Below are 20,618 nucleotides of genomic sequence, written 5' to 3'. Positions count from 1 at the left end.
ATTCTAATTTGGTGAAAATTTTAATTGTTCACTCGTATTATTTAAGTAGAGGCGGCGAAGATGTGGTGTTTGAGCAGGAAAAAGCATTGCTTTCAGAACAGAATAATGTTGAATCGTTAGTATTTAGAAATGGTAGTAGTTTTAAAGGATTATTCCAGTTTTTGTTTTCAGTATGGAATATAGGAGCCGCATGGAAGCTTAAGAAAGTTATAAAACGTTTTAATCCGGATGTTTTACATATTCATAACTGGCACTTTGGTTCTGGTCCGATTATTATAAGAACAGCAAAAAAACTGGGAGTCCCGGTAGTGCTTACATTACATAATTATAGATTACTTTGCCCTTCTGGTAGTTTGATGTATCGTGATAAATTATTCACTGCTAGTTTACAGCAAAATTTTCCATGGGAGGCAGTAAAGCGTAAAGTTTATAGAAATTCATTTCAACTTACATTTTGGTTAGCATTTGTTGTATGGTTTCACCGTTTTTTAGGTACCTGGGCAAAAGTAGATAGTTATATAGCTCTTTCGGAATTTGCAAAGGAATTGTTTTTGTCATCTTCATTAGGTTTGAACGAAAAACAAATTACGGTTAAGCCCAATTTTGTAACAAAGCTTGATATAACAGAAAATGAAAAGGGTGCTTTTTTTCTTTTTGTGGGCCGATTGACAGAAGAGAAAGGAGTTTTAGTATTACTGAAGGCATTTGAGAATTTATCCACGCCTCTAAAAATCATCGGTGATGGGCCTTTAGCAAGTGAAGTTATAAGATATAGTGAGAAATACTCTAATATAGAGTATATCGGAATAGCACAAGCGCCGAAAGTAAGAGAGTATATGCAAACCGCTAAAGCTTTAATAATGCCCTCTATTTGGCACGAGCCATTTGGTCTGGTGATTATTGAGGCCTTTTCAGTAGGCACTCCGGTTATAGCGAGTAAGATGGGTGCAATGGCATCTATTATAGAACATGAGATAAACGGACTGCATTTTGAAGCTAATAATCCAATGGCATTAAGAGAAGCAATTTCTAAAATTCAGGAGGAAGGAAAATTTGAAGAGTTCGGCAAGAATGCGTATCAATCTTATTTAGAAAAGTATTCTAAAGAGACGAACGAGAGACAGCTTCTGAATATTTATAATGATGTAGTTGAAAAAAAATCTAATCAGTAAGATGCACAAAAAAAAGCTCATAAGTATTAACATTTCTCTTGGTAAATATCAGGAGTTTGTTGATAATATACTTGGTTTGGGCAAGAACCATACGTCTTCTTATGTTTGCGTTTCAAATGTGCATGTTTGTATAGAAGCGTTTCGCTTTAAAGATTTTTCAGAGGTAGTTAATAATGCAGATATTGTTACGCCTGACGGAATGCCGCTCGTAAAAGGGTTAAAGTGGTTGTATGGAATACAGCAGGATAAGGTTTCTGGTCCTGATCTGATGCCTTCTCTGCTAAAAGAAATGGAAAGGCAAAATCTGGCTGCGTTTTTTTACGGGTCTACTCCTGGGGTTTTAGAAAAACTGAACGGGTGGTGCAAAGATAACTTTCCTGGGCTTACTATTGCCGGCTCTGTTTCTCCTCCATTCAGGAAATTATCTGATGAGGAAATCGAGCAGGATGTCCAAATAATTAATCAATCAGGTGCGCATGTGGTTTTTGTGGCACTGGGCTGCCCGAAACAGGAACGCTGGATGGCAGCTATGAAAGGCAGAATAAATGCGGTCATGATTGGAGTAGGGGGGGCGTTCCCGATGTTAGTGGGAGAGGAGAAAAGAGCTCCGCTCTGGATGCAGAAAAATATGCTGGAGTGGCTGTATCGCCTAATGCAAGACCCCAAGCGTTTGTTTAAAAGGTATTTTGTAACCAACAGTTACTATATCTACTTGCTAACCAAAGAAAAATTAAAGCTGACCTTTAAAATTTAAATTCTATAACTGATTAAATGCACAAGGATTCCAAAATATACGTCGCTGGTCACCGGGGAATGGTTGGCTCGGCAATTTTAAGGAAGTTACAAAAGGATGGTTATACCAATTTTGTACTTCGCACGTCAAAAGAATTAGACTTAAGAAACCAACAGGCGGTCGAAGACTTTTTTCAGACCGAAAAACCTGAATATGTATTTCTGGCTGCTGCCAAAGTGGGTGGTATTATTGCCAATAATACCTACCGAGCAGATTTTTTGTATGAAAATCTGGCAATTCAGAATAATATTATTCATAGTTCATATAAAACAGGTGTTAAAAAATTACTGTTTTTAGGTTCTTCTTGTATTTATCCAAAACTGGCGCCTCAGCCTCTTAAGGAAGAATATCTTTTGAGCGGCTATCTTGAACCTACCAATGAGCCATACGCTATTGCTAAAATTGCTGGCATTAAGATGTGTGAGGCTTACAGAAGCCAATATGGTTGTGATTTTATATCGGCCATGCCAACCAATTTGTATGGGCCTAATGATAATTATGATTTACAGAATTCTCACGTTTTGCCGGCCATGATTCGGAAGTTTCATGAGGCTAAAACCAATCATTTGGCCACGGTAACCCTATGGGGTACGGGGTCTCCGATGAGAGAGTTTTTGCATGCCGATGATCTGGCAGCAGCCTGCCTTTATTTAATGGAACAATACAGCGAGCCTGAATTAATCAATGTAGGAACCGGAGTGGATGTTACCATTAAGGAGTTGGCAGAAACAGTAAAGAAAATTGTTGGTTTTGAGGGTGAGTTAATCTGGGATACAAGTAAACCGGATGGAACACCGAGAAAACTGATGGATGTTTCAAAATTGCATAATTGTGGTTGGAAACATACCATAGAGTTGGAAGAAGGTATAGGGCTGGCTTATCAGGATTTCCTGGAGCATCATGACACGCTCCGTTTGGGTACAAATTAAGACAGTTTGGTAACATTCTTGAAAAGCCCGGAAAGTAAAACTTATATTTTAGTTGACATATTAAATATCATTATACACTTATTATAAACCAAAGATTGTTACTCAATGAAAAAAGCACTGATAACAGGTATCACAGGTCAAGACGGAGCCTACTTGGCAGATTTTTTATTAAATAAAGGCTACGAAGTTCATGGTATTAAGCGCAGAAGTTCGTTAATCAATACTCAAAGGGTAGACCATTTGTATGAAGACCTACACGAAAGAGGTGTTAAATTTATAATGCACTATGGTGACTTGTCTGACTCTACCAATATCATCAGAATTATTCAGGAAGTTCAACCAGACGAAATCTATAACCTGGGTGCAATGTCTCATGTGAAAGTTTCTTTTGACGAGCCTGAATATACTGCACAGGTAGATGGTATTGGTACGCTTAGAGTTCTGGAAGCTGTTCGGCTTTTAGGATTAATCGAGAAAACTAAAATCTATCAGGCCTCAACTTCTGAACTATATGGTTTGGTACAGGCAGTGCCTCAATCAGAAACTACGCCTTTCTATCCGCGTTCTCCTTATGCAGTTGCCAAATTGTATGGCTACTGGATTACAGTCAACTACAGAGAGGCCTACAATATGTTTGCCGTAAACGGTATTTTGTTTAACCATGAGTCGCCACTACGTGGAGAAACATTTGTTACCAGAAAAATTACCCGTGCAGTGTCTCAGATTGCATTAGGTCAACAAGACGCTTTGTATCTGGGTAATCTGGATGCACAACGCGACTGGGGGCATGCCAAAGACTACGTAGAAGCCATGTGGTTAATTCTACAACAAGATGTACCGGAAGATTACGTAATTGCAACGGGAATCACTACCCGCGTTAGAGAATTTGTAAGAATGTCTTTTGCTGAAGTGGGAATCTCGGTAGAATTTAAAGGTGAAGGCGTAGATGAAATCGGATATGTAACTGCATGTAGCAATCCTGATTATCAATTGCCAATCGGTAAAGAAGTTGTTTTTGTAGATCCAAGATATTTCAGACCAACAGAGGTTGAATTGTTGATAGGAGACCCAACAAAATCTAAAACCAAATTGGGTTGGGTGCCTAAATATGATTTACCGGCATTGGTAAAAGATATGATGCAGGCAGATGTGGCTTTGTTTAGCAAAGGCAAGTAACAATCACTTTATTACTGGTTAATAATTAGGTATATGAGGGCATAGGCACCAAATTATACCTAATTATTGGTCAGGTATTTTTGGATTTACTTTGCATAGAATTGTCTATAACAAAGAAACTTTGCTTTTTTAGAGGTAATATGCCAAAAAGTTTGAATATTGTTTGGTAATAATTGCATTTACCAATATTTTAGAGTTGTTGTTTCGGTTAAGTTGTTACATCAGAGGTTTATTATCCTAATTCGCCTCATACAGATTATGTGTCTTTTGTAAGTTTGCTATTGTTGAGCTCGTTTGATTTGTTTCTGGGCCGCCCTTCGTTTTACATCTTTTTTACTGCAACACTAAAAGTTCGCCACTACCTTAAAGGATAATTTGTCAGGAATCACAAGATTTCTTTATGTTTTATAGGCAATTTGAATTGATTTAGTACAATTCAAGGTCTTAAGACAAGAAATCTTGGTTTTTTTAGCAGCGTAATTAAGTAAATCCCCAATACAATTTTTCTTATTAATTTAAATTATCATGAAAACTGGAAGAAAATTTAAGTTTGCCAGCCTGAGTTTGGTTATGGCGTTGGCAGTTAGTATGTACAACTGTAAGTCGAAAGACGCAGAGCCTGAGATTCCTAAATTTGAGGAAAAGTACAAAGATGTAAAACTGCCAGATGTAAAGCCAACTACACCAGCAGCCGTAACCACTACGCAGGGTTCAGTGACTGCATCAGCCACAACAACGGCGGTGGCCACTGCTCTGGCCACCGGAACAGTTACATCTGATGTTACTACAGCTGCTGCCAATGTGGAGAAGGTGATTGCGCCCTCGGAAGCAGGCAAAATCTCCGCTGCTTTCACTCCGGCGGTAGTCAGCAATCTGGTGTCTACAGGTACTTTACCGGCAGATTTGAAAGCGTCAGTACAAGCGATTGCTTTGAATCCGGCGCTGGCCGCCTATCTCCCAAAGATTACCCTGCCATCGGTTAACGGTACAGTTGTAACGGGTCTTGTAAAGGAGTCTTCCATTACAAAAAATGAGCCATTAATCAAGTTTCCTGATTATGCACTGGCCGCAGTAAACAGCGCTTGTACCGACTCGGCGCAGTTGGCGTTTAATCGTGCCAAAGCAACCATAGATGCAGCCAGAGCAACCCAGGAGCAAACTGTAAATGCTACTTATGCCAGCCGTGTTGCGGCAGCCAACAGTGCGGCATGTATTGCCACCGCAGGTACATCGTTTAGTACCAGAAACACAACTGCCAACAATTTGCTTCAGGCGGGCCTTACTGCTTTGGCTTCTGTAAAAGATACACTAGGAGAAGCAAATTATAATTTGCTAACTGTACTTTTATATGTTAATTTTGTTCAGACTATTGAGTTGTCAGGTAATTTATATGCAGCAGAAGTAAATGCTTGTAATTTAACAACTACAGCTACAATAGCCGCTGCAGCTTCAGCGCGAGATACTGACCTTGCCGCTATTGCTACCGCTTATAATACAACCATTACTAATATGCAGGCCACTCTGACGGCGTCTTTCCAGACTTGTCATGACCAGGGCCAGGGTTAATTTTAATTCAAACGTCTTTTAAAAATATGAAAATCAAAAAAGCGCTATCGTTTATTTCTTTTAAAAGGAGATGTAAGGGTAGCTCTTTTTTGATTTTTCGCTCCACCGTAGCAGTCTGCCTTTTTGTTTTTGCTTCGCAATCTGTTTGGGCGCAGGTGAATCTGTCTGGCAAATCGGGCCTGATGTATATACCTAATGCAACTGCCTACGAAGACGCCAGCCTCAGCTTCGGCTACAACTACAATCCGCTTAAATATTCGTTGCGAAGTAAGCAAAGAAATGCCGAGCGTGTTTTATTTGCCAATCTTACCTTACTGCCGCGCCTTACCATTACCTTAAGCCTGCTACAACCGGTTACAACCGATACAAAAATACGTGAGGGCCTGGGAGACAGGCAACTGGATATAAGCTATCTTCTGATAAAAGAAAAACCCAGGGTTCCTTCAGTGGCTGTTATTATTTCTTCGCCGTTTATGATTGAAACAGCCATGCTGACCAATGTTTTAGTGGCTACCAAGCACTTCAATCTGAACAAAGACCTGAAACTGGAAACAACAGCCGGGTATGGTAGCCCGTATATTCTTTCAAGAGAAGGCGATTTCAAACTGAATCTTGCGAATTCGAATATTTTTTCAAATTTAAAGTTTCAGAAAAAAAGTGATTTCATCTTCAATAACGGTTACCTTGTTGGGCCTTTTGCAGGCGTTAAGTTAGGATACCGGAATAAAGCCGGACTGATGACCGAGTGGGACTCGCAGCATCTGAATGTTGGAGCCTATTTAACACTCTGGAAGACATGGACTGTTCAGGGCGGCCTACTTAACGGAGACAGGTTCATATTTGGTTCTTCAATTCATTTTCAACTGCTTAAACCAAAGAAAAGCATTGCCAAGCTGGATGAAACACTTAATTAATAGTTTACTATGCTTTTTGTGCATAACCGGTTTGGGTTATGCGCAGTCTGGTAAGAAGGAGAAGACACTTCTTACCTATGAGCGTGTAAATAAAGATAGCCTCGGGGTTAGTTATGAACAGCGCATTTACCGGAATCCGTTTAACGGGTTCGTTGAGTTGCGCTATTCTCTTTCAGACACCAGTAACCAGAGGTATATTCCGTTGTTTCAGGGAGTGCCTATCGCATCCTACCAGAAAATAGGTTCGGGTATTTATTCCAAACCGCTTTCTGCATCAGCTTCCCGGCAAGTTGGGGTTAACAAATGGTTTCCGCAGAAAGATTATAAACTTGACTTTTCTTTACTTCCCCTCCTTACAGCTAAGTTCGGTAACTTTGATAACCCTGTAGAGGCCAAGTTTAGTGTAGCTCTTAATACTCAGCTTATTTTAGGACGAGGCCTTGCTCTTACAACTGGTCTTACTATACCGATTGTGAATGATTTAGACCAGCAATCGTTGAGGTTGCGCCTGGCTCCTACCTTTATTAATAAATTTCTGACATTCAGAAAATTTAACTTTATGAGCCTTTCTGCCGGATTGTTTTATAAAGACCAGTACGGCCTCAATGCGCAGTACAGGTATTTTGATGTGAACAGTCCTTGGTCGTTCGGGTTGGAGGGTTCTTATAGCGGCTATTACAGAATATCAGGCGATTATTTTGAATACCAGTCCATTAGGCATCTTATGGTGTTAGGTGATGTGAGCTACCGTATTTTTAAGAATGATATAACCTTAAAACTTTCGGGGGGGCAATTCCTGTATAAAGATAGAGGCGTAAGGTTTGATTTTATACGCCAGTTCTCAAATGTAGAAATCGGGTTCTACGCATTAAAAACTACCAATGGCACATCAGTAGGTTTCAATTTTGCTATACCAATTCCGCCCGGTGTTATCATGCAGGGCAAGCGTGTCCGGCTTAGAACAGCAGATGAGTTCAGGTGGGAATACTTATATGTAAAAGGGTATCAGATTGCCGAGCGATACAGAACAGGTTACCAACTGGATGAAAAGTTAAGGACTTATCATAGCAGTTACTGGGATAACCAGCTAAAAAGAGGCTTGTAAGATTTGCAACATCGGTACGTATTCTATGGTATATATACGTATAGTGAGTTGCGCGGATGTCAGAAGTAAAAAATTAACTGTATTTATATAAACTTAAAAAGGACTTCTTGCATTTTTCACGCCCTCCGCTATTATAAGTAAATTATATTTTCTAAGTTTGTAACAGGAAACGCTGCTGTTAAAAACATGATTACAATAATTGTAGATATAATTGAAGATTTACACAACGATTATTGCTAATGATAGGTGAAAATTTACTTTTGCGTAGGTTGTTTTTTATTTTGTTTGCTGCAAAATATAATGTTGAGTTATTGCCAGTTATCTCTCTTTTAAGCACAGTACTAAACTGTCAGTAGGCTTTAAGTTAGCATAAGCGTGTCACGGAGAAATTATACCCAAAAAGTAGTTGCTTCGAATTCTATATTCAAACATAGCATATAATTACAGTTCTAGTTTTTAAATTATATGGTCTCAAATCTAAAAAAGGTATATCATATAAGATTATTGACAGATTCTCTCTGTTTAATATTTTGCTATAGCATAGCACAGATATTAAGTGGCCGGGTTTTTCGCAATAGTGATATATTTTTAATGTTTCTTCTATTGGTAATCTGGTACTTTACCAGCCGTTATACTGAATTGTACGACGAATTTCGTACGGTAAAGTACGTAGATGAGTTTCTTGTGCTCATTCCCAATATAATTGCCCAGGGGGTAGCCTTAATGGTATATCTTTTTCTATCTAACGATAGCTTCTATTCAAGAACGCTGGTGCTGCTCAACATCATTTTTGTTTTTGTTGTGATGACAATACAGAAGTATCTGTTCAAGAAGATAAGTCTGTTGTTGTATGAAAGAGGATATAAAATAAAGAATATTCTAATAGTAGGTACGGGCGACAGCGCCATGTCTTTTTATAAAATATTTAGCGATACCCCTCAGTTTGGATATAAAGTAGCAGGTTTTATTGATGAATCGAAGCCGCAATATCTGAATGGACAGTATAAGGGTAATCTGGCCAATCTTGAGAGTGTCATCAAAAAAAGCCGTATTGAAGAAGTAATAGTTGCCTTGCCTTCTTTTGACAAAGAGTATGTTGAGAAGATTATTCAGGTAACTGAAAAAGAGGGAATAAAAACCAGAATTATACCTGAGTACTCGCAATATGGTTTAAAACAATATAAACTTGAACTCTTTGGCGGTAACCCTATTCTTACTTTGCGGAAAAATCCGTTAGAAGAATGGCATTTCAGAGTCCTGAAACGTGTTTTTGATATAGTTTTCAGCCTTGTAGTGATAGTATTAGTGTTTTCATGGTTGATACCTATTCTGGCATTAATTATCAGAATTGATTCAAAAGGCCCTATTTTCTTCCTTCAGGAACGTTGGGGAAAAAACAATAAGAAAATTGTGTGTTTTAAATTCAGGTCCATGTATTCAGACAGTTCTACCCGCAAAAAAGATGGTGGTTTCTGGCAAACTGAAAAAGATGATCCAAGAATTACCAAAGTAGGAAGGTTTTTGCGTAAAACTAACCTGGATGAATTGCCACAGTTTTTCAATGTATTGTTTGGCGATATGTCAGTTGTAGGGCCAAGACCTCACGCTGTGCAGCACAACATAGAAAGTAAAGAGCAGATTGATAATTATCTGATCAGACACTGGGTTAAACCGGGTATTACAGGTTGGGCTCAGGTAAATGGATACAGAGGTGAGACCAAGGATATTTCTTTGATGAAAAAACGTGTGAAATTTGATATCTGGTATATCAGCCATTGGAGTATATGGCTGGATATAAAAATAATAGTTGCTACTGTTTATAATATGGTGAAAGGCGAAAAAATGGCCTATTAATCAGTCTACATCTGAAGCAAATCAAAAGAATTTCTACTAAAGCATTTCGTTAAGAAATGCTTTATTTTTTAATAGCTTCATCAACTTCGAATCCTTCGTTAATAACTGGATATCGGCCAGGTGCCTTTCATGGTGCAGGTCGGTTCCAACAAAATCAATGATGCCGGATTCCAGCAATTTGGTTGCCACTTGTTTAGTCTTTTTACCGTAGTAGCCTGCTAACGACAACAAGTTAAGCTGAAGCAGGCACCCTGCCTGTTTCAAATCAGCTATTTTATCAAGACTTTCCCACCAATAAGGATAACGCTCAGGGTGAGCCATAACAGGCGAATAACCACTGGTTTTTAGTTTAAATATAAGCTGAGATAAGTTGGGTGGCGGAGAAATGAACGACATTTCAATGAGCAGGTAACGCTTTGTACCGAAGCTTAATAACTCATTTCTTTGCAGGATGCTTTCAAACTCTTCATCCAGCAGATATTCAGCAGCGGCTTCAATTTCTATATCAAGGTTAAGCGGCTTTATCGCTTCTCTTACTTCATTGAGCGCATTGTTAATGATAGCTGGTGTATTAGGAAAAATGCCGGCCTTAACATGAGGTGTTGTAATAAACTTTTTATAACCTAGTTTATGAAGCTCTTCAATATAGTTAATGGTTCGTTCCATATCCGTTGAGCCGTCGTCTATTCCCGGAAGCAGATGAGAATGAATATCGGTTTTTAAGAATGAAAGTGTATCAGCAGCAGGTTTTTTCCAATTAAAAATTGAGAGCATAAGAATTGTGTTTTAACTTATCGTTTTTCTTGAAGCACTATACCTTTTTAGTAAATGCCAATCAATTTAGATAATTACTAGCTTGTACGTTAGAGAATTTAAACAAAATTACGACAGAAACTCGTAATCTCATATTTTACCTGTTAAAGATTAAAAAACGGGCTGTCGGGTAATGATTAGTTAAACAACAAAGCCCCTCCGGTATGCGTTTCAAATTTTTATGTTCATTGGGTCAGGCACTATAAATGGTAAACAGGCCTTCAATATTTTATTAATCTGGTTTAGAGGGTTACTGGCATCAAATGATTTTTTATTGTATTTCTAAATACTTTTATATGAAGATTCTATAAAAAACTAAAAAATACGGTTTGGCATTAAAATATACTGTTTAAATTCTAAAACTTTCTTTTATTTTTGTAGGGTACAATTTTAAGAAAAAAGTTTTTCCGTTTTAGGATTCTTAAATATCTGGTCTATTCTTTAAAATTGAATGCTTCACTTGGGTTTAATTTAAATTGAGATTAACTTAAAGTTTGAAGTGCCTGATGTAAATAAAGCTTTGATTGAAAACAGAATTTAAATTTTTACGTACTTTTACTAGCTTAGTTTTTCCTTGTTTCGGTTAAAGTTTGGCATGATATTAAAAATGTATTTTTTGAGTAGCAAACAAAGAAAATGAACAGCCCTTTACCTGCCTACCGTGTGCACAAATCCAATCGATATTTTCAGGTCTTATTTTAAGTATTCTCACAGCAGTTCTTTGTTGTTAATTTTTTGAGTATTGCTGGTTGATTAATTAAATGAGAACTTAAGAAGCGTGATAAGAACCGGAGAAGGATAATACAGTGAATTTGCACAAGAAATATAGCAATTAAATACTTTTATGACATTATTGAAGTTTAATTAACTAGCCATAACTATCAGCAATTTTTATCTATTATTTTATGTTTAACAATAGCCCCAAGAAGTTAATGAAATTATACAGAGCTTTGCTTTGTCTATCTGGTATCGTGTTTGTTGCGTCCTCGTGTGTGCGGGTAAATACAAAAGATATTACCTATTTTCAAGGCACAGATTCGGTGTCCAATCAGGTACTACCTCCCAACCTTCCCACTGTAACCCGCATTCAGGCAGATGACATCCTGGCCGTAACCGTGAGCAGCTTAAGTGAAGAGTCTAACGTTATTTTTAATTTCCCGAACGTTAATGCCCTTACAACTACTAACTTTCCGGGGTCAACAGGTGGAGGTATGGCAAGAAATCAACCACTTGGTTATTTGGTTAATCCGCAGGGCAATATTGACATGCCACTGGTTGGAAGTGTAAAGTTAGAGGGTCTAACCTTGAAAGAGGCCGGTGATAGTATAAAGGCAAAACTCCTTACATTTTTAAAAGAGCCTACTGTAAATGTTCGTTTCCTAAACCATAAGTTTACAATTATTGGTGAAGTGAACAGACCGTCTGTTTTCAATCTTCTGGATGACCATACCACCTTGCCAGACGCAATTGGTATGGCTGGTGATTTAACAATTTACGGTTTGCGTAAGAATGTAATGTTGATTAGAACAACAGGTGAAAAACGCGAGATAGTTAAGTTGGACCTAACCAAAAGAGACTTTTTTAATTCGCCGTATTATTACATTAAAAACAACGATGTAATTTATATTGACATCAGTAAAGGTAAAGTTACTTATACCGATCAGAGAATACAGACCATTCAGTTGATTCCAATATTTACAGGTATAGTAACCACGCTTGTACTTATTTTAAATGTGATTAAATAGTGTCTGACCCTCGGTGGTCTAATTAGTATTATAACTCACAAGGCATTTCAAGCGGTTTGAAAGTCTCTATGAAATCACAAGCCAACCCCTACAGTAGTCTGCTGTTGCGGTTGGCTTTTTTTTAGAATACAGGTCGGCCTGTAAAAGTATTTGGTGCATGAGTCAGTTAAACCTGATGGGCATTCTCAATTTATTAAATGGTAGCTTGTAGTTCATGCTTTATCAAAACTATTTAAGGTTTAAAATCGGAAAATTGACTTGCCGGGCTGATTAAAGTGGGCTGAAGTAAGTAAATGATTGTGCCACTGACAGTAAATACACAAGATGTGTTTTTAATCTTAAATCCTTCTTTTAAAATAGCTTTGCCTAGTATGCTTATGCGCCATTAATGCATAATAATTGCGTTTTATTGCCAAAAAATCAAATTTTAAATTATCGTGGTTATAATTCTACATGAGTAGAATTACTTACTATATATTCAAATTATATGGGAAAAATTTCCTATATAATTTCAGCACTTTCTTTGATTAATTAAACACTTTATGAAATTGGTTTCAATTAAGACAGAATAACAGTAATAAGCAGATGTGGCATTGGTTTTTAGTTTTTTATTTGAACTACTTACCAAAAAACGATGGTCCAATATCTACGTATAGTTTTTGAAGCAGTATTCTTAATTGGATTACTTTATGTAATTTTTTTAAGATTAAGGGTACTAAATGCCTTAAGAAGCCTGGGTGCATTTAAACTGGGTATTTTTATGTTATTTTTTGGATTCTGGATGTTTGTACAGCTTATTGACCGCTGGCAATATCAATTCCCTGATAAGAAGGTTGAGTTTTTTCCGATTGCGAGATTCGCTATGTTTGAAGGAGGTGGCAGAATACAAACTGTTCAAACCTACGAATTTGCCGGAAGGTTTTCAGATGGTAGAACAGAATACTATGCACCTTCAGATATTCTTAGAGGAGCGGGAGTTTCAACGATGTCTACTAAAATAAATAATATCATCTTATCGGCTCTAAGCTCTGGAGATTCGGAAAAAGTTTCCTGGGCAAAAGCAGAGATAGGTAAGTATGGCAAATCAATTTATAATGTGCTTCAATTTCAGGGGAAAGATTTACCCGACAGCTTAGATTTTCAAATTGTGAATATAGACTTAACTAAAACTACAAAAGACGCAGTATCTAAAGATTATCAAATGTCTGTTAAAAATCCCTTTAAGCAATGAAGTTAACTATACACAACGGTGCAAATGCAGATACGCTTTCTTTTGCGAGAATATGGATATTTTTTATCTGGTTTATATGGGTTTCTACAGATAGCAGCTATCTGGTTGCTAATGCCGAATATAGCATTTTCTTTAAGCATGGCCTGATGAATATGTTAAGTGATGATTTTCTGAGGGCTATATCTCCGGGTGTGATGCTCACAGTTAAATGTGTAACTCTGTATTTTATAGTTGCAGTTATTTTTGGAATTAACAGGTCTAAATGGAACATTTTTATTGCAGCTGTATTGCTGACATTTTATATGGGGTATATTCGCGGATGGGGCAATCATGTCAATCACCGTGAGCTTACCTTGCTATATTGTACTTATTTATTGTTGCTTTTACCATGTTATGATACCAAAAATGGCAAAAGCGACAAGCCTCAGTCGGTTTACCAGGCAGGAATGCTCGCTTTGGGTATTATAATTACTTTTGATTACGCGGTTATCGGAATTGCCCGAGTTGCCAAAGGCTTCCCAATCACGTTTCATCCTGATATTATGCGCCAATGGTTAGTTTTTCATGCTTATAACCCTAGCGAATGGGGATTTGAATATGGTAAAATGGTGTTAGATTATCCGTGGCTGAATTATTTAGTAGCGCCAATGCTGCCTGTCTCAACTGTTCTTGAAATCATTGCACCTTTTGCTTTATTTGCAAGTAATAAGCTACGTTTGGGGTTTGTGGTTTTACTTTTTCTGTTTCATTTAGGTATATATCTGCTAATGAATATTCTTTTTCTTGAAAACATGCTTTTACTTTTTCTTTTATTGGATTATACCTCAATGATAGAGAATCTTAGAAGTAAAGTAGCAGGAGCAAAATCAGGTTTTGAAAAATTAATAAACAGGATTGCGCAAAATGGGTAATCCGGATGTTGTAGTAATCGGTTCTGGGCCGAATGGTCTTGCAGCCGCTATTGAATTACAAAAAAATGGTTTGCAGGTTGTAATAGTTGAAGGGGCTGATACCATTGGTGGTGGAACCCGTACATCAGAACTTACCTTGCCAGGTTTTAATCATGATCATTGTTCGGCGGTTCATCCAATGGGCTATCTGTCACCTTTTTTTCAGAGTCTGTCATTGCAGGAACATGGCCTTGAGTGGGCGTTTCCGAAGGCTTCAATTGCGCATCCGCTTGATAATGAACCTGCAGTGATTCAATATCGGTCAATTGAAGATACAAAGCTTTCAATTGGGGGTAGAGATGGAGTTAAGTGGGAGAAAACATTAACACCTTTTGTAAAAAAGGCAGATGTACTTTTTAAAGATATTCTGGGGCCTTTGGGTTGGCCTGATGCGCCATTCACCTTAGCAAATTTTGGCTTAAAAGGAATGCTTCCTGCCAGTTATCTTGCCAGTAGTTTGTTTAGCCACACCAGGGCAAAGGCTTTATTTGCAGGTTGCTCAACGCACAGCATATTGCCTTTAGACATGAGCTTCTCGTCGGCAGTTGGTCTGGTATTTGCCATTTCAGGCCATGTAGTTGATTGGCCCGTTGCAAAAGGAGGCTCAATAGCCATAACCAATGCATTGGCTTCTTATTTTATTAAGGCTGGGGGTAAAATTATTACTAACTGCTTTATAAGCTGTATGGAAGATTTACCCAAAGCAGATTACTACTTTTTTGATACCGACCCACTTCAGCTTTCAGATATTGCTGAAAAGCATTTGCCGGCCAACTACATAAACAGGTTAAGGAAATTCAATTTTGGCCCGGGGGTATTTAAAATTGATTGGGCATTGCGTTCATCCATCCCCTGGAAAGATGCCAACTGCCTAAAAGCATCGACGGTACATGTTGGCGGAACATTACCGGAAATTGCGCAAAGCGAAAAAGATGCCTGGAATGGCAGGCATAGCGAGTCGCCATTTGTTATGGTATGCCAGCAAAGTGAGTTTGATTTCAGCCGGGCTCCGTCAGGTATGCAAACCGGATATGCTTATTGCCATGTGCCTAACGGAAGCACAAAAGACATGACACTTGCGATTGAAAAACAGATTGAAAGATTTGCCCCGGGTTTCAGAGACACCATTCTGGAAAGAAAAACTATCAATACTACTCAGTTTTATAATTATAACAGGAATTTTTTCGGCGGCACTATTGCCGGAGGCGCAGCAGACCTAACACAACTATTTACAAGGCCGGTGGCAAGGCTAAATCCTTATTCAACACCGAATCCAAAGATTTATATATGCAGCGGTTCTACTCCGCCCGGGGGTGGTGTGCACGGTATGTGCGGTTACCGAGCAGCCCGGTCGTTCATAAAAAGTTTACGCTAATGTCTAAGAAAGACACAACCATTTCTGCCAGTGTATCTTGACATCAAGCGTAAATATATTGGTAATTGTATAGATAAAACCAGATACTTTACCAGCTGTTTAAGTCTCAATCTTTAGTGGAACAAGTTTTGCAAAGGTTGCAAGTATTACCAAGAGACATCCAACAATACTTTAACTTAAATAGATTAAAGACTTACAGCTCGTGAATAACATAAAGGTAGTATATGGCCATCTGGCAGATGCCTATACTACCTTTATCATTTCTAATAAACCTTATTCCTGCGCAGCTTCCACATTAATGGTAGCTTCTGCCAGTTCGGTCAGCTTTTTATCGGTCGCACCTTCTTCGTCCAGAATCTCCTGTAATAAACCTGCTGCCTCTACGTATCCTAAAGTCTGGGCAAGGCTTCTCAACCCACCGTAAGAACCTATCTCATAGTGTTCTACTTTCTGGGCTGCCAGAATTAAGCCGCAGTCACGAACGAAAGTGCCCTTTTCGGTTGATTCAATTATTTCTTCCCCTTCTTTAATAAGTCCTTCCATGGCCGGGCAGTGCTTGGCTTTGGCTTTTTCGCCAATCATTTCAAACACCTGCTCAACTTTGGCAATCTGTCCTTCTGTTTCTGTCAAATGCGTTTCAAAGGCCATTTTCAACTCTTCAGAAGTGGCGGCCTTTGCCATTTTGCCCAGAGCCTTTGTCAGATTTTTCTCTGCCCAGTAAATATCTTTCAGGCCATCTGTAAAAAGCTCTTTCAGCTTTTCACTTTCCTTTTCAGAAACATCAACACTACGTTTCGATTTTGAAGTTTTCATTGTGTAAAAGATTTAGTTGATAATACTGAATAGTATAAGCAAATAACCATTCCATAGGTAGAAAGGGCAGGGGAGTACTTTTAAGCTGGCAAAAGATTTCATTAATTGTTCAACTGACGGGTAAGAAAATCACCACAAAATGGTTAAGCAATCGTTAGGGTAAGTTATTAGATAAAAAGCGCAGAATAACCTACATGAAAACCTGAGGTTTAATCATTAATTCAAAATGAACGAATCTAACAGTAAACGCTAATGCGTTTCCATAAATCTGATTCAGAAACAGATTATGGAAAACCTATGCACCAACGGGGTAACCTGTTTCAGAATCTTCATCCACTCAATTCAATGAGGCGTCAACAGTAAGCAAGTGCTCAGACATTTGCTGCCCGACGAGCCGTAAGCACGGCGGATAGTCTAAGCTGGTACCAGAAATATAAATAACATGTGATGTAATTCAGGCTCTTTGAAGTGAGCGTTCTGATAGAAAATACAATTCTCTTTTAGGGGTTATGTATTCTTTCCAATCAATTTTCAGCACCGTATCAACCATTTTAAGAAGGTTGCTTACCTCATTGGGTTTAAGCAGGTAAAGGTTGGCACCGGCGCAATAGGTTTCTTCAATCTCTGCTCCTGAAGAAGAAGTGCTGAGAATGACGCAGGGAATGGTTTTGTATAAATTGTTGGTTTTTATCATTTTCAGGCACTCTTTGCCACTCATTTTGGGCATGTTAAGGTCCAGGAAGATGATGTCTGGTTGGCTTTCGGGGCATTTTAATTTTTCAACGGCAGCCTCACCATTATTCACTATTGTGAGTTCTGTGGCAAATGGTAATTCAGACAACACATTGGAAAAAAAGAATTGGTCGTCTTCATCGTCCTCTGCCAAAAGAACCTTAATTGGATTTTGCTGGTCAGTTAAAAGGGTTTTCATCATAGGAAGGCCGTTCATTTTCAGGATTCAGGAAAATTATTTCATTACCGATATGTGCATTTATATCAGCAAAGGGGCCATTTGTAACTCTATAGTACTGAAAAAGCGATTTCTTAATACAGATCAGATGCCAGGCGGCAGGCAGAAAACTATTGCCACCTGCCGGTTGACAGGGGGAGGGTTTGATATCAATGCATCCGGTACTGAATAGGGGTTACACCTGTTTTTTGTTTGAAAAAACGGGTAAAATGCTGCGGATACCTGAACCCCAGCTCATAAGAAATTTCACTGAGCGATTTGCCGTGGTCAAGTATTCGTTCTTTGGCTACTTCAAGCAGGCGCAACTGAATAAATTCAAGCGCTGTTTTTCCGGTTTCTTTTTTTACCAGGTCTCCAAAGTAATTAGGCGAAAGATGGAGCAAATCTGCAAAATAGGCTACAGAAGGCAAGCCTTTGGTTTTCAGTTTTTCGCCTGTCAGGTAGTCGGCCAGTAGCTGCTCAAATTTACCTATAAGGCCACGATTTACATTTTCGCGGGTATAAAACTGCCGGTCATAAAACCTTGAACAATATTTCAGTAGTAATTCAATATTGGCAACGATAAGGGTTCGGCTGTGTTTATCAAGATTCTGGCTTATCTCAGCCTCTATATTAGCCAGACAGCCATCTATTAAGGTTCTTTCTTTTTCTGAGACGTGTAATGCCTCATTTGTTTGATAGCTAAAAAACGAGTACTGGTGCAGGTACTTTACCAGTGAAGTACCTCTGATTAAATCCGGATGAAAAATAAGTGCTGTGCCATAAGGCTGGTGCATTTCCCCTTCTGGCTCATGGGTAATTACCTGACCCGGGCCAAAAAAGACAATGGTTCCGTTGTCATAATCGTAGTACTGATTACCATACCTGATATCGCCGCATCTGGTTTCTTTGATGATAACCGCATAAAAAGCTAACATAAATCTGGTTTTAGGCAGTAGGGGAGACTTGCTTAGATCAACCACATTAATTAGCGGATGTAATATCGGGTTGTTGAACATTACACTGTATTTCCTGATGGTGTCGTAGATGAGCATTGGCTGGTCATGTTTTACTAATCAAAAATACCCTGAAATTTCTAAAAATATATCGCTGCCGTTGAAATTGGTAAGCAATACCGTAAAATGTATAAGATTTGTCTTATACAGGTGTATTAGTTTTGCAATGCCGGCACATCTGGCTAAATGCAATACGAATGATGCGTACTTTCTGAACTGTCCGTGCTTGTCTGTATGGCCGGTTCGGCTTCGTGTACAAAAGACATATTTGTTTATCAGGAGGTAAAACCTGATAAAATTTATAACTCAGCTATAGCCATGAAAACCCAAATAATTATAAAAGCAGGAGGCAGAACTTTCGGTGGCACCTTGGCCGACAGCCCAACAGCGGGGGCATTCAGAGCCATGCTGCCACTTGAAATAAGTATGACAGAACTGAACGCCAATGAAAAGTTTTACAGGTTGTCAAAGAATCTGCCGGTTAATCCGGCAGTTCCTCCGATAATCCAAAACGGAGACCTCATGTTGTTCGGGTCAAATACGCTTGTATTATTTTACAAGACATTTTCAACATCATACAGTTATACACGGATAGGGCGAATCAATGATGCTTCAGAACTTGCGGAGGTTTTAGGTTCTGATAACATCACCATCAGGTTTGAACTCCCATAAGGGTATTATTATCCACAGGGCTTATCACAAAGGCTTGATGCTTATTGGTGGCCTGTGTTCTCTTCATGCCGCCTGTGTCTTGCAGGCGGCCACACCTGTACACGAAAAATACGGTCGCCATTTATCATCTACTTCTGCATTCAAGCGGCATTCAGGCACATAAAAGTCCACAATTGTTGTTTAGTCAGCGTATATCGGTCTTGTCTATACGTGTTGGCAGGTGCATAGTTGAAATCTATGTTTTCAGCAGGTAATCAGCCTTTCCCCGAATGGCATTTGTTGCAAATTGCCCAAATAATATTTACATTAAGCCAGTTTTCTTATCAGGCGTATGAATTTATCAACTTATCTCAGGTCTCAGTCAATTGAGACAGACTCCATAACCGATTGGCTGAATAACAGCACAAAAACCAAGGTTTACCCCAAAGGCCATACGTTGGTAACAGAAGGTGAACATTCTTACCGGGTATTTTATGTAGAAACCGGCCTGATCAGGTCTTATTACATGAAAGATGATAAAGATGTAACTGAAGATTTCTTTCCAGAACAAAGCGTAACGGCCACGATAGAAAGCGCTCTTTTCGGACGGCCGTCGCGCTACAGCATTGAAGTGCTTGAAACAAGTACCATTACGACCTGTAATTTTAATGATTTTGCCCGGCTCAGTAGTCAAAACACTGAAATCAATCAGCTTGAAAAACTGGTATTGTATAATGTGGTAAAGAAATTATCTGACAACAATTATTATCTGAAGTTTCATTCGGCCAAAGAGCGTTACGAACGAATGATTAAAGAATACCCGAATATTTTATTACGTGCGCCTTTGGGTCATGTGGCCTCTTATCTGGGTATTACCCAACAGACACTCAGCGTAATAAGAGCGCAGCTCTGAGCATACGTTTTTCTTGGTGTTGTTCAATTGGTTTGTTTTTTCTTTGCCGTGATAAACTAACGCCGCAGCGTTGCCAGCTTCTCAACCATCCACACCCGGTTTCATAATTTACCCAAGTATTTAAGCTATATAGTTCGACTGGGTTTTTAAATGTTTTTATTCTTAACTGATGCCTGCATTTTTTAATCTATCTTAAAAATATACAAAAACATCCCCTCTACTTTTGTGCCATATTAATACACCAAAATAATGGAAACAAATGGCATACATTGGGTAATAGTGGCAGACAATGCCGGAATAGCTTCTGTTTTTCCGAATCTGAAAGATATGTTTCATGAAGAAGCAATCTCGTTTATTACGCTGGTTTATTACTCATGGAACAATGAATTTAGTTTCAGTAAAGAGATTGAAATTTTAAAGTATCATTATCCGGGTAAGTTTATAGCATTTTATGAGGTTGGATTAGCCGCCAGCGATTTTGAGCTTGATACCACCATTATTGAAAACGTGATTAATGCCAATACCAGTCGTGAAATCAGGTTTTTGGTTTCAGGCTGCGAAGAGTTTAACCTGGTGATAGAAGAAACCCTGCAATTTCTGGATATCAAAGAAATAGTCTTCCAAGAACAATTTTTTAAAAATAACTAATTCTA

General features: G+C 38.5%; 19 protein-coding genes. 15 read left to right on the top strand and 4 right to left on the bottom strand.

The features are described from left to right. Positions 1-11: 11 nt before the first annotated feature. The 8 genes from C0V77_RS12820 (at position 12) to C0V77_RS12785 (ending at position 9,509) form a co-directional block, all read left to right on the top strand. On the top strand, positions 12-1,172 hold the full coding sequence (locus C0V77_RS12820) for a glycosyltransferase (RefSeq protein WP_158237954.1): 1,161 nt from the start codon (positions 12-14) through the stop codon (positions 1,170-1,172). A 1-nt stretch (position 1,173) separates the two neighbouring features. Further along, the gene (locus C0V77_RS12815; protein WP_101726737.1) at positions 1,174-1,926 is read left to right on the top strand and encodes a WecB/TagA/CpsF family glycosyltransferase; all 753 of its coding nucleotides are present in this window, start codon (positions 1,174-1,176) and stop codon (positions 1,924-1,926) included. A gap of 17 nt (positions 1,927-1,943) precedes the next feature. Then, positions 1,944-2,894, top strand: coding sequence for a GDP-L-fucose synthase (locus C0V77_RS12810; RefSeq protein WP_101726736.1), 951 nt, complete (start codon positions 1,944-1,946; stop codon positions 2,892-2,894). 105 nt (positions 2,895-2,999) lie between these two features. Further along, the gene (gene gmd / locus C0V77_RS12805) at positions 3,000-4,070 is read left to right on the top strand and encodes a GDP-mannose 4,6-dehydratase (RefSeq protein WP_101726735.1); all 1,071 of its coding nucleotides are present in this window, start codon (positions 3,000-3,002) and stop codon (positions 4,068-4,070) included. Between the two features lie 525 nt (positions 4,071-4,595). Beyond that, complete coding sequence (locus tag C0V77_RS12800) at positions 4,596-5,636, top strand: hypothetical protein (protein WP_101726734.1); 1,041 nt, start codon at positions 4,596-4,598, stop codon at positions 5,634-5,636. A 26-nt stretch (positions 5,637-5,662) separates the two neighbouring features. Then, positions 5,663-6,550, top strand: a complete 888-nt coding sequence (locus C0V77_RS12795; RefSeq protein WP_101726733.1) for a YjbH domain-containing protein — start codon at positions 5,663-5,665, stop codon at positions 6,548-6,550. After that, complete coding sequence (locus C0V77_RS12790; RefSeq protein ID WP_229236273.1) at positions 6,534-7,655, top strand: YjbH domain-containing protein; 1,122 nt, start codon at positions 6,534-6,536, stop codon at positions 7,653-7,655. The genes C0V77_RS12795 and C0V77_RS12790 overlap by 17 nt, the downstream gene beginning before the upstream one ends. Positions 7,656-8,120: 465 nt before the next feature. Continuing rightward, on the top strand, positions 8,121-9,509 hold the full coding sequence (locus C0V77_RS12785; RefSeq protein ID WP_101726731.1) for an undecaprenyl-phosphate glucose phosphotransferase: 1,389 nt from the start codon (positions 8,121-8,123) through the stop codon (positions 9,507-9,509). Positions 9,510-9,545: 36 nt separating this feature from the next. Here C0V77_RS12785 and C0V77_RS12780 read toward each other — a convergent pair whose 3' ends face one another. After that, a complete protein-coding gene (locus C0V77_RS12780) occupies positions 9,546-10,283 on the bottom strand; it encodes a tyrosine-protein phosphatase (RefSeq protein WP_101726730.1) in 738 nt (245 codons plus the stop codon). 971 nt (positions 10,284-11,254) lie between these two features. Here C0V77_RS12780 and C0V77_RS12775 point away from each other — a divergent pair. The 4 genes from C0V77_RS12775 (at position 11,255) to C0V77_RS12760 (ending at position 15,623) form a co-directional block, all read left to right on the top strand. Then, positions 11,255-12,067, top strand: coding sequence for a polysaccharide biosynthesis/export family protein (locus C0V77_RS12775; protein WP_101726891.1), 813 nt, complete (start codon positions 11,255-11,257; stop codon positions 12,065-12,067). Positions 12,068-12,701: 634 nt separating this feature from the next. Then, positions 12,702-13,298 (top strand): hypothetical protein, encoded by a 597-nt coding sequence (locus tag C0V77_RS12770; protein WP_101726729.1) that lies wholly within the window; start codon positions 12,702-12,704, stop codon positions 13,296-13,298. After that, positions 13,295-14,209 carry a hypothetical protein gene (locus C0V77_RS12765; protein WP_101726728.1) on the top strand — a complete coding sequence of 305 codons (915 nt, stop codon included), beginning with the start codon at positions 13,295-13,297 and terminating at the stop codon, positions 14,207-14,209. Before C0V77_RS12770 ends, C0V77_RS12765 begins: the two co-directional genes overlap by 4 nt. Further along, on the top strand, positions 14,202-15,623 hold the full coding sequence (locus tag C0V77_RS12760; RefSeq protein WP_101726727.1) for an NAD(P)/FAD-dependent oxidoreductase: 1,422 nt from the start codon (positions 14,202-14,204) through the stop codon (positions 15,621-15,623). The genes C0V77_RS12765 and C0V77_RS12760 overlap by 8 nt, the downstream gene beginning before the upstream one ends. A 273-nt stretch (positions 15,624-15,896) precedes the next feature. On the opposite strand, the gene C0V77_RS12755 is transcribed toward C0V77_RS12760, so the two are convergent. From C0V77_RS12755 to C0V77_RS12745, 3 genes are all read right to left on the bottom strand, one after another. Continuing rightward, complete coding sequence (locus C0V77_RS12755) at positions 15,897-16,436, bottom strand: ferritin-like domain-containing protein (protein ID WP_101726726.1); 540 nt, start codon at positions 16,434-16,436, stop codon at positions 15,897-15,899. Positions 16,437-16,890: 454 nt separating this feature from the next. Beyond that, complete coding sequence (locus C0V77_RS12750; RefSeq protein WP_158237953.1) at positions 16,891-17,370, bottom strand: response regulator; 480 nt, start codon at positions 17,368-17,370, stop codon at positions 16,891-16,893. 185 nt (positions 17,371-17,555) lie between these two features. Further along, complete coding sequence (locus tag C0V77_RS12745) at positions 17,556-18,440, bottom strand: AraC family transcriptional regulator (protein ID WP_101726724.1); 885 nt, start codon at positions 18,438-18,440, stop codon at positions 17,556-17,558. Positions 18,441-18,719: 279 nt separating this feature from the next. Between C0V77_RS12745 and C0V77_RS12740 the strand changes: the two genes are divergently transcribed. The 3 genes from C0V77_RS12740 (at position 18,720) to C0V77_RS12730 (ending at position 20,613) form a co-directional block, all read left to right on the top strand. Further along, positions 18,720-19,073 (top strand): cyclophilin-like fold protein, encoded by a 354-nt coding sequence (locus C0V77_RS12740; RefSeq protein WP_143706087.1) that lies wholly within the window; start codon positions 18,720-18,722, stop codon positions 19,071-19,073. Positions 19,074-19,404: 331 nt separating this feature from the next. Then, the gene (locus tag C0V77_RS12735; RefSeq protein ID WP_101726722.1) at positions 19,405-19,965 is read left to right on the top strand and encodes a Crp/Fnr family transcriptional regulator; all 561 of its coding nucleotides are present in this window, start codon (positions 19,405-19,407) and stop codon (positions 19,963-19,965) included. A 249-nt stretch (positions 19,966-20,214) separates the two neighbouring features. Next, the gene (locus C0V77_RS12730; protein ID WP_101726721.1) at positions 20,215-20,613 is read left to right on the top strand and encodes a hypothetical protein; all 399 of its coding nucleotides are present in this window, start codon (positions 20,215-20,217) and stop codon (positions 20,611-20,613) included. The last annotated feature ends 5 nt before the right edge of the window (positions 20,614-20,618 follow it).

Origin of the sequence: Emticicia sp. TH156, assembly GCF_002855535.1 — a bacterium.
Classification (GTDB): domain Bacteria; phylum Bacteroidota; class Bacteroidia; order Cytophagales; family Spirosomataceae; genus Emticicia; species Emticicia fluvialis.
The sequence above is the reverse complement of the archived record's forward strand: the minus strand, read 5'-3'. Positions and strand labels throughout refer to the sequence as shown.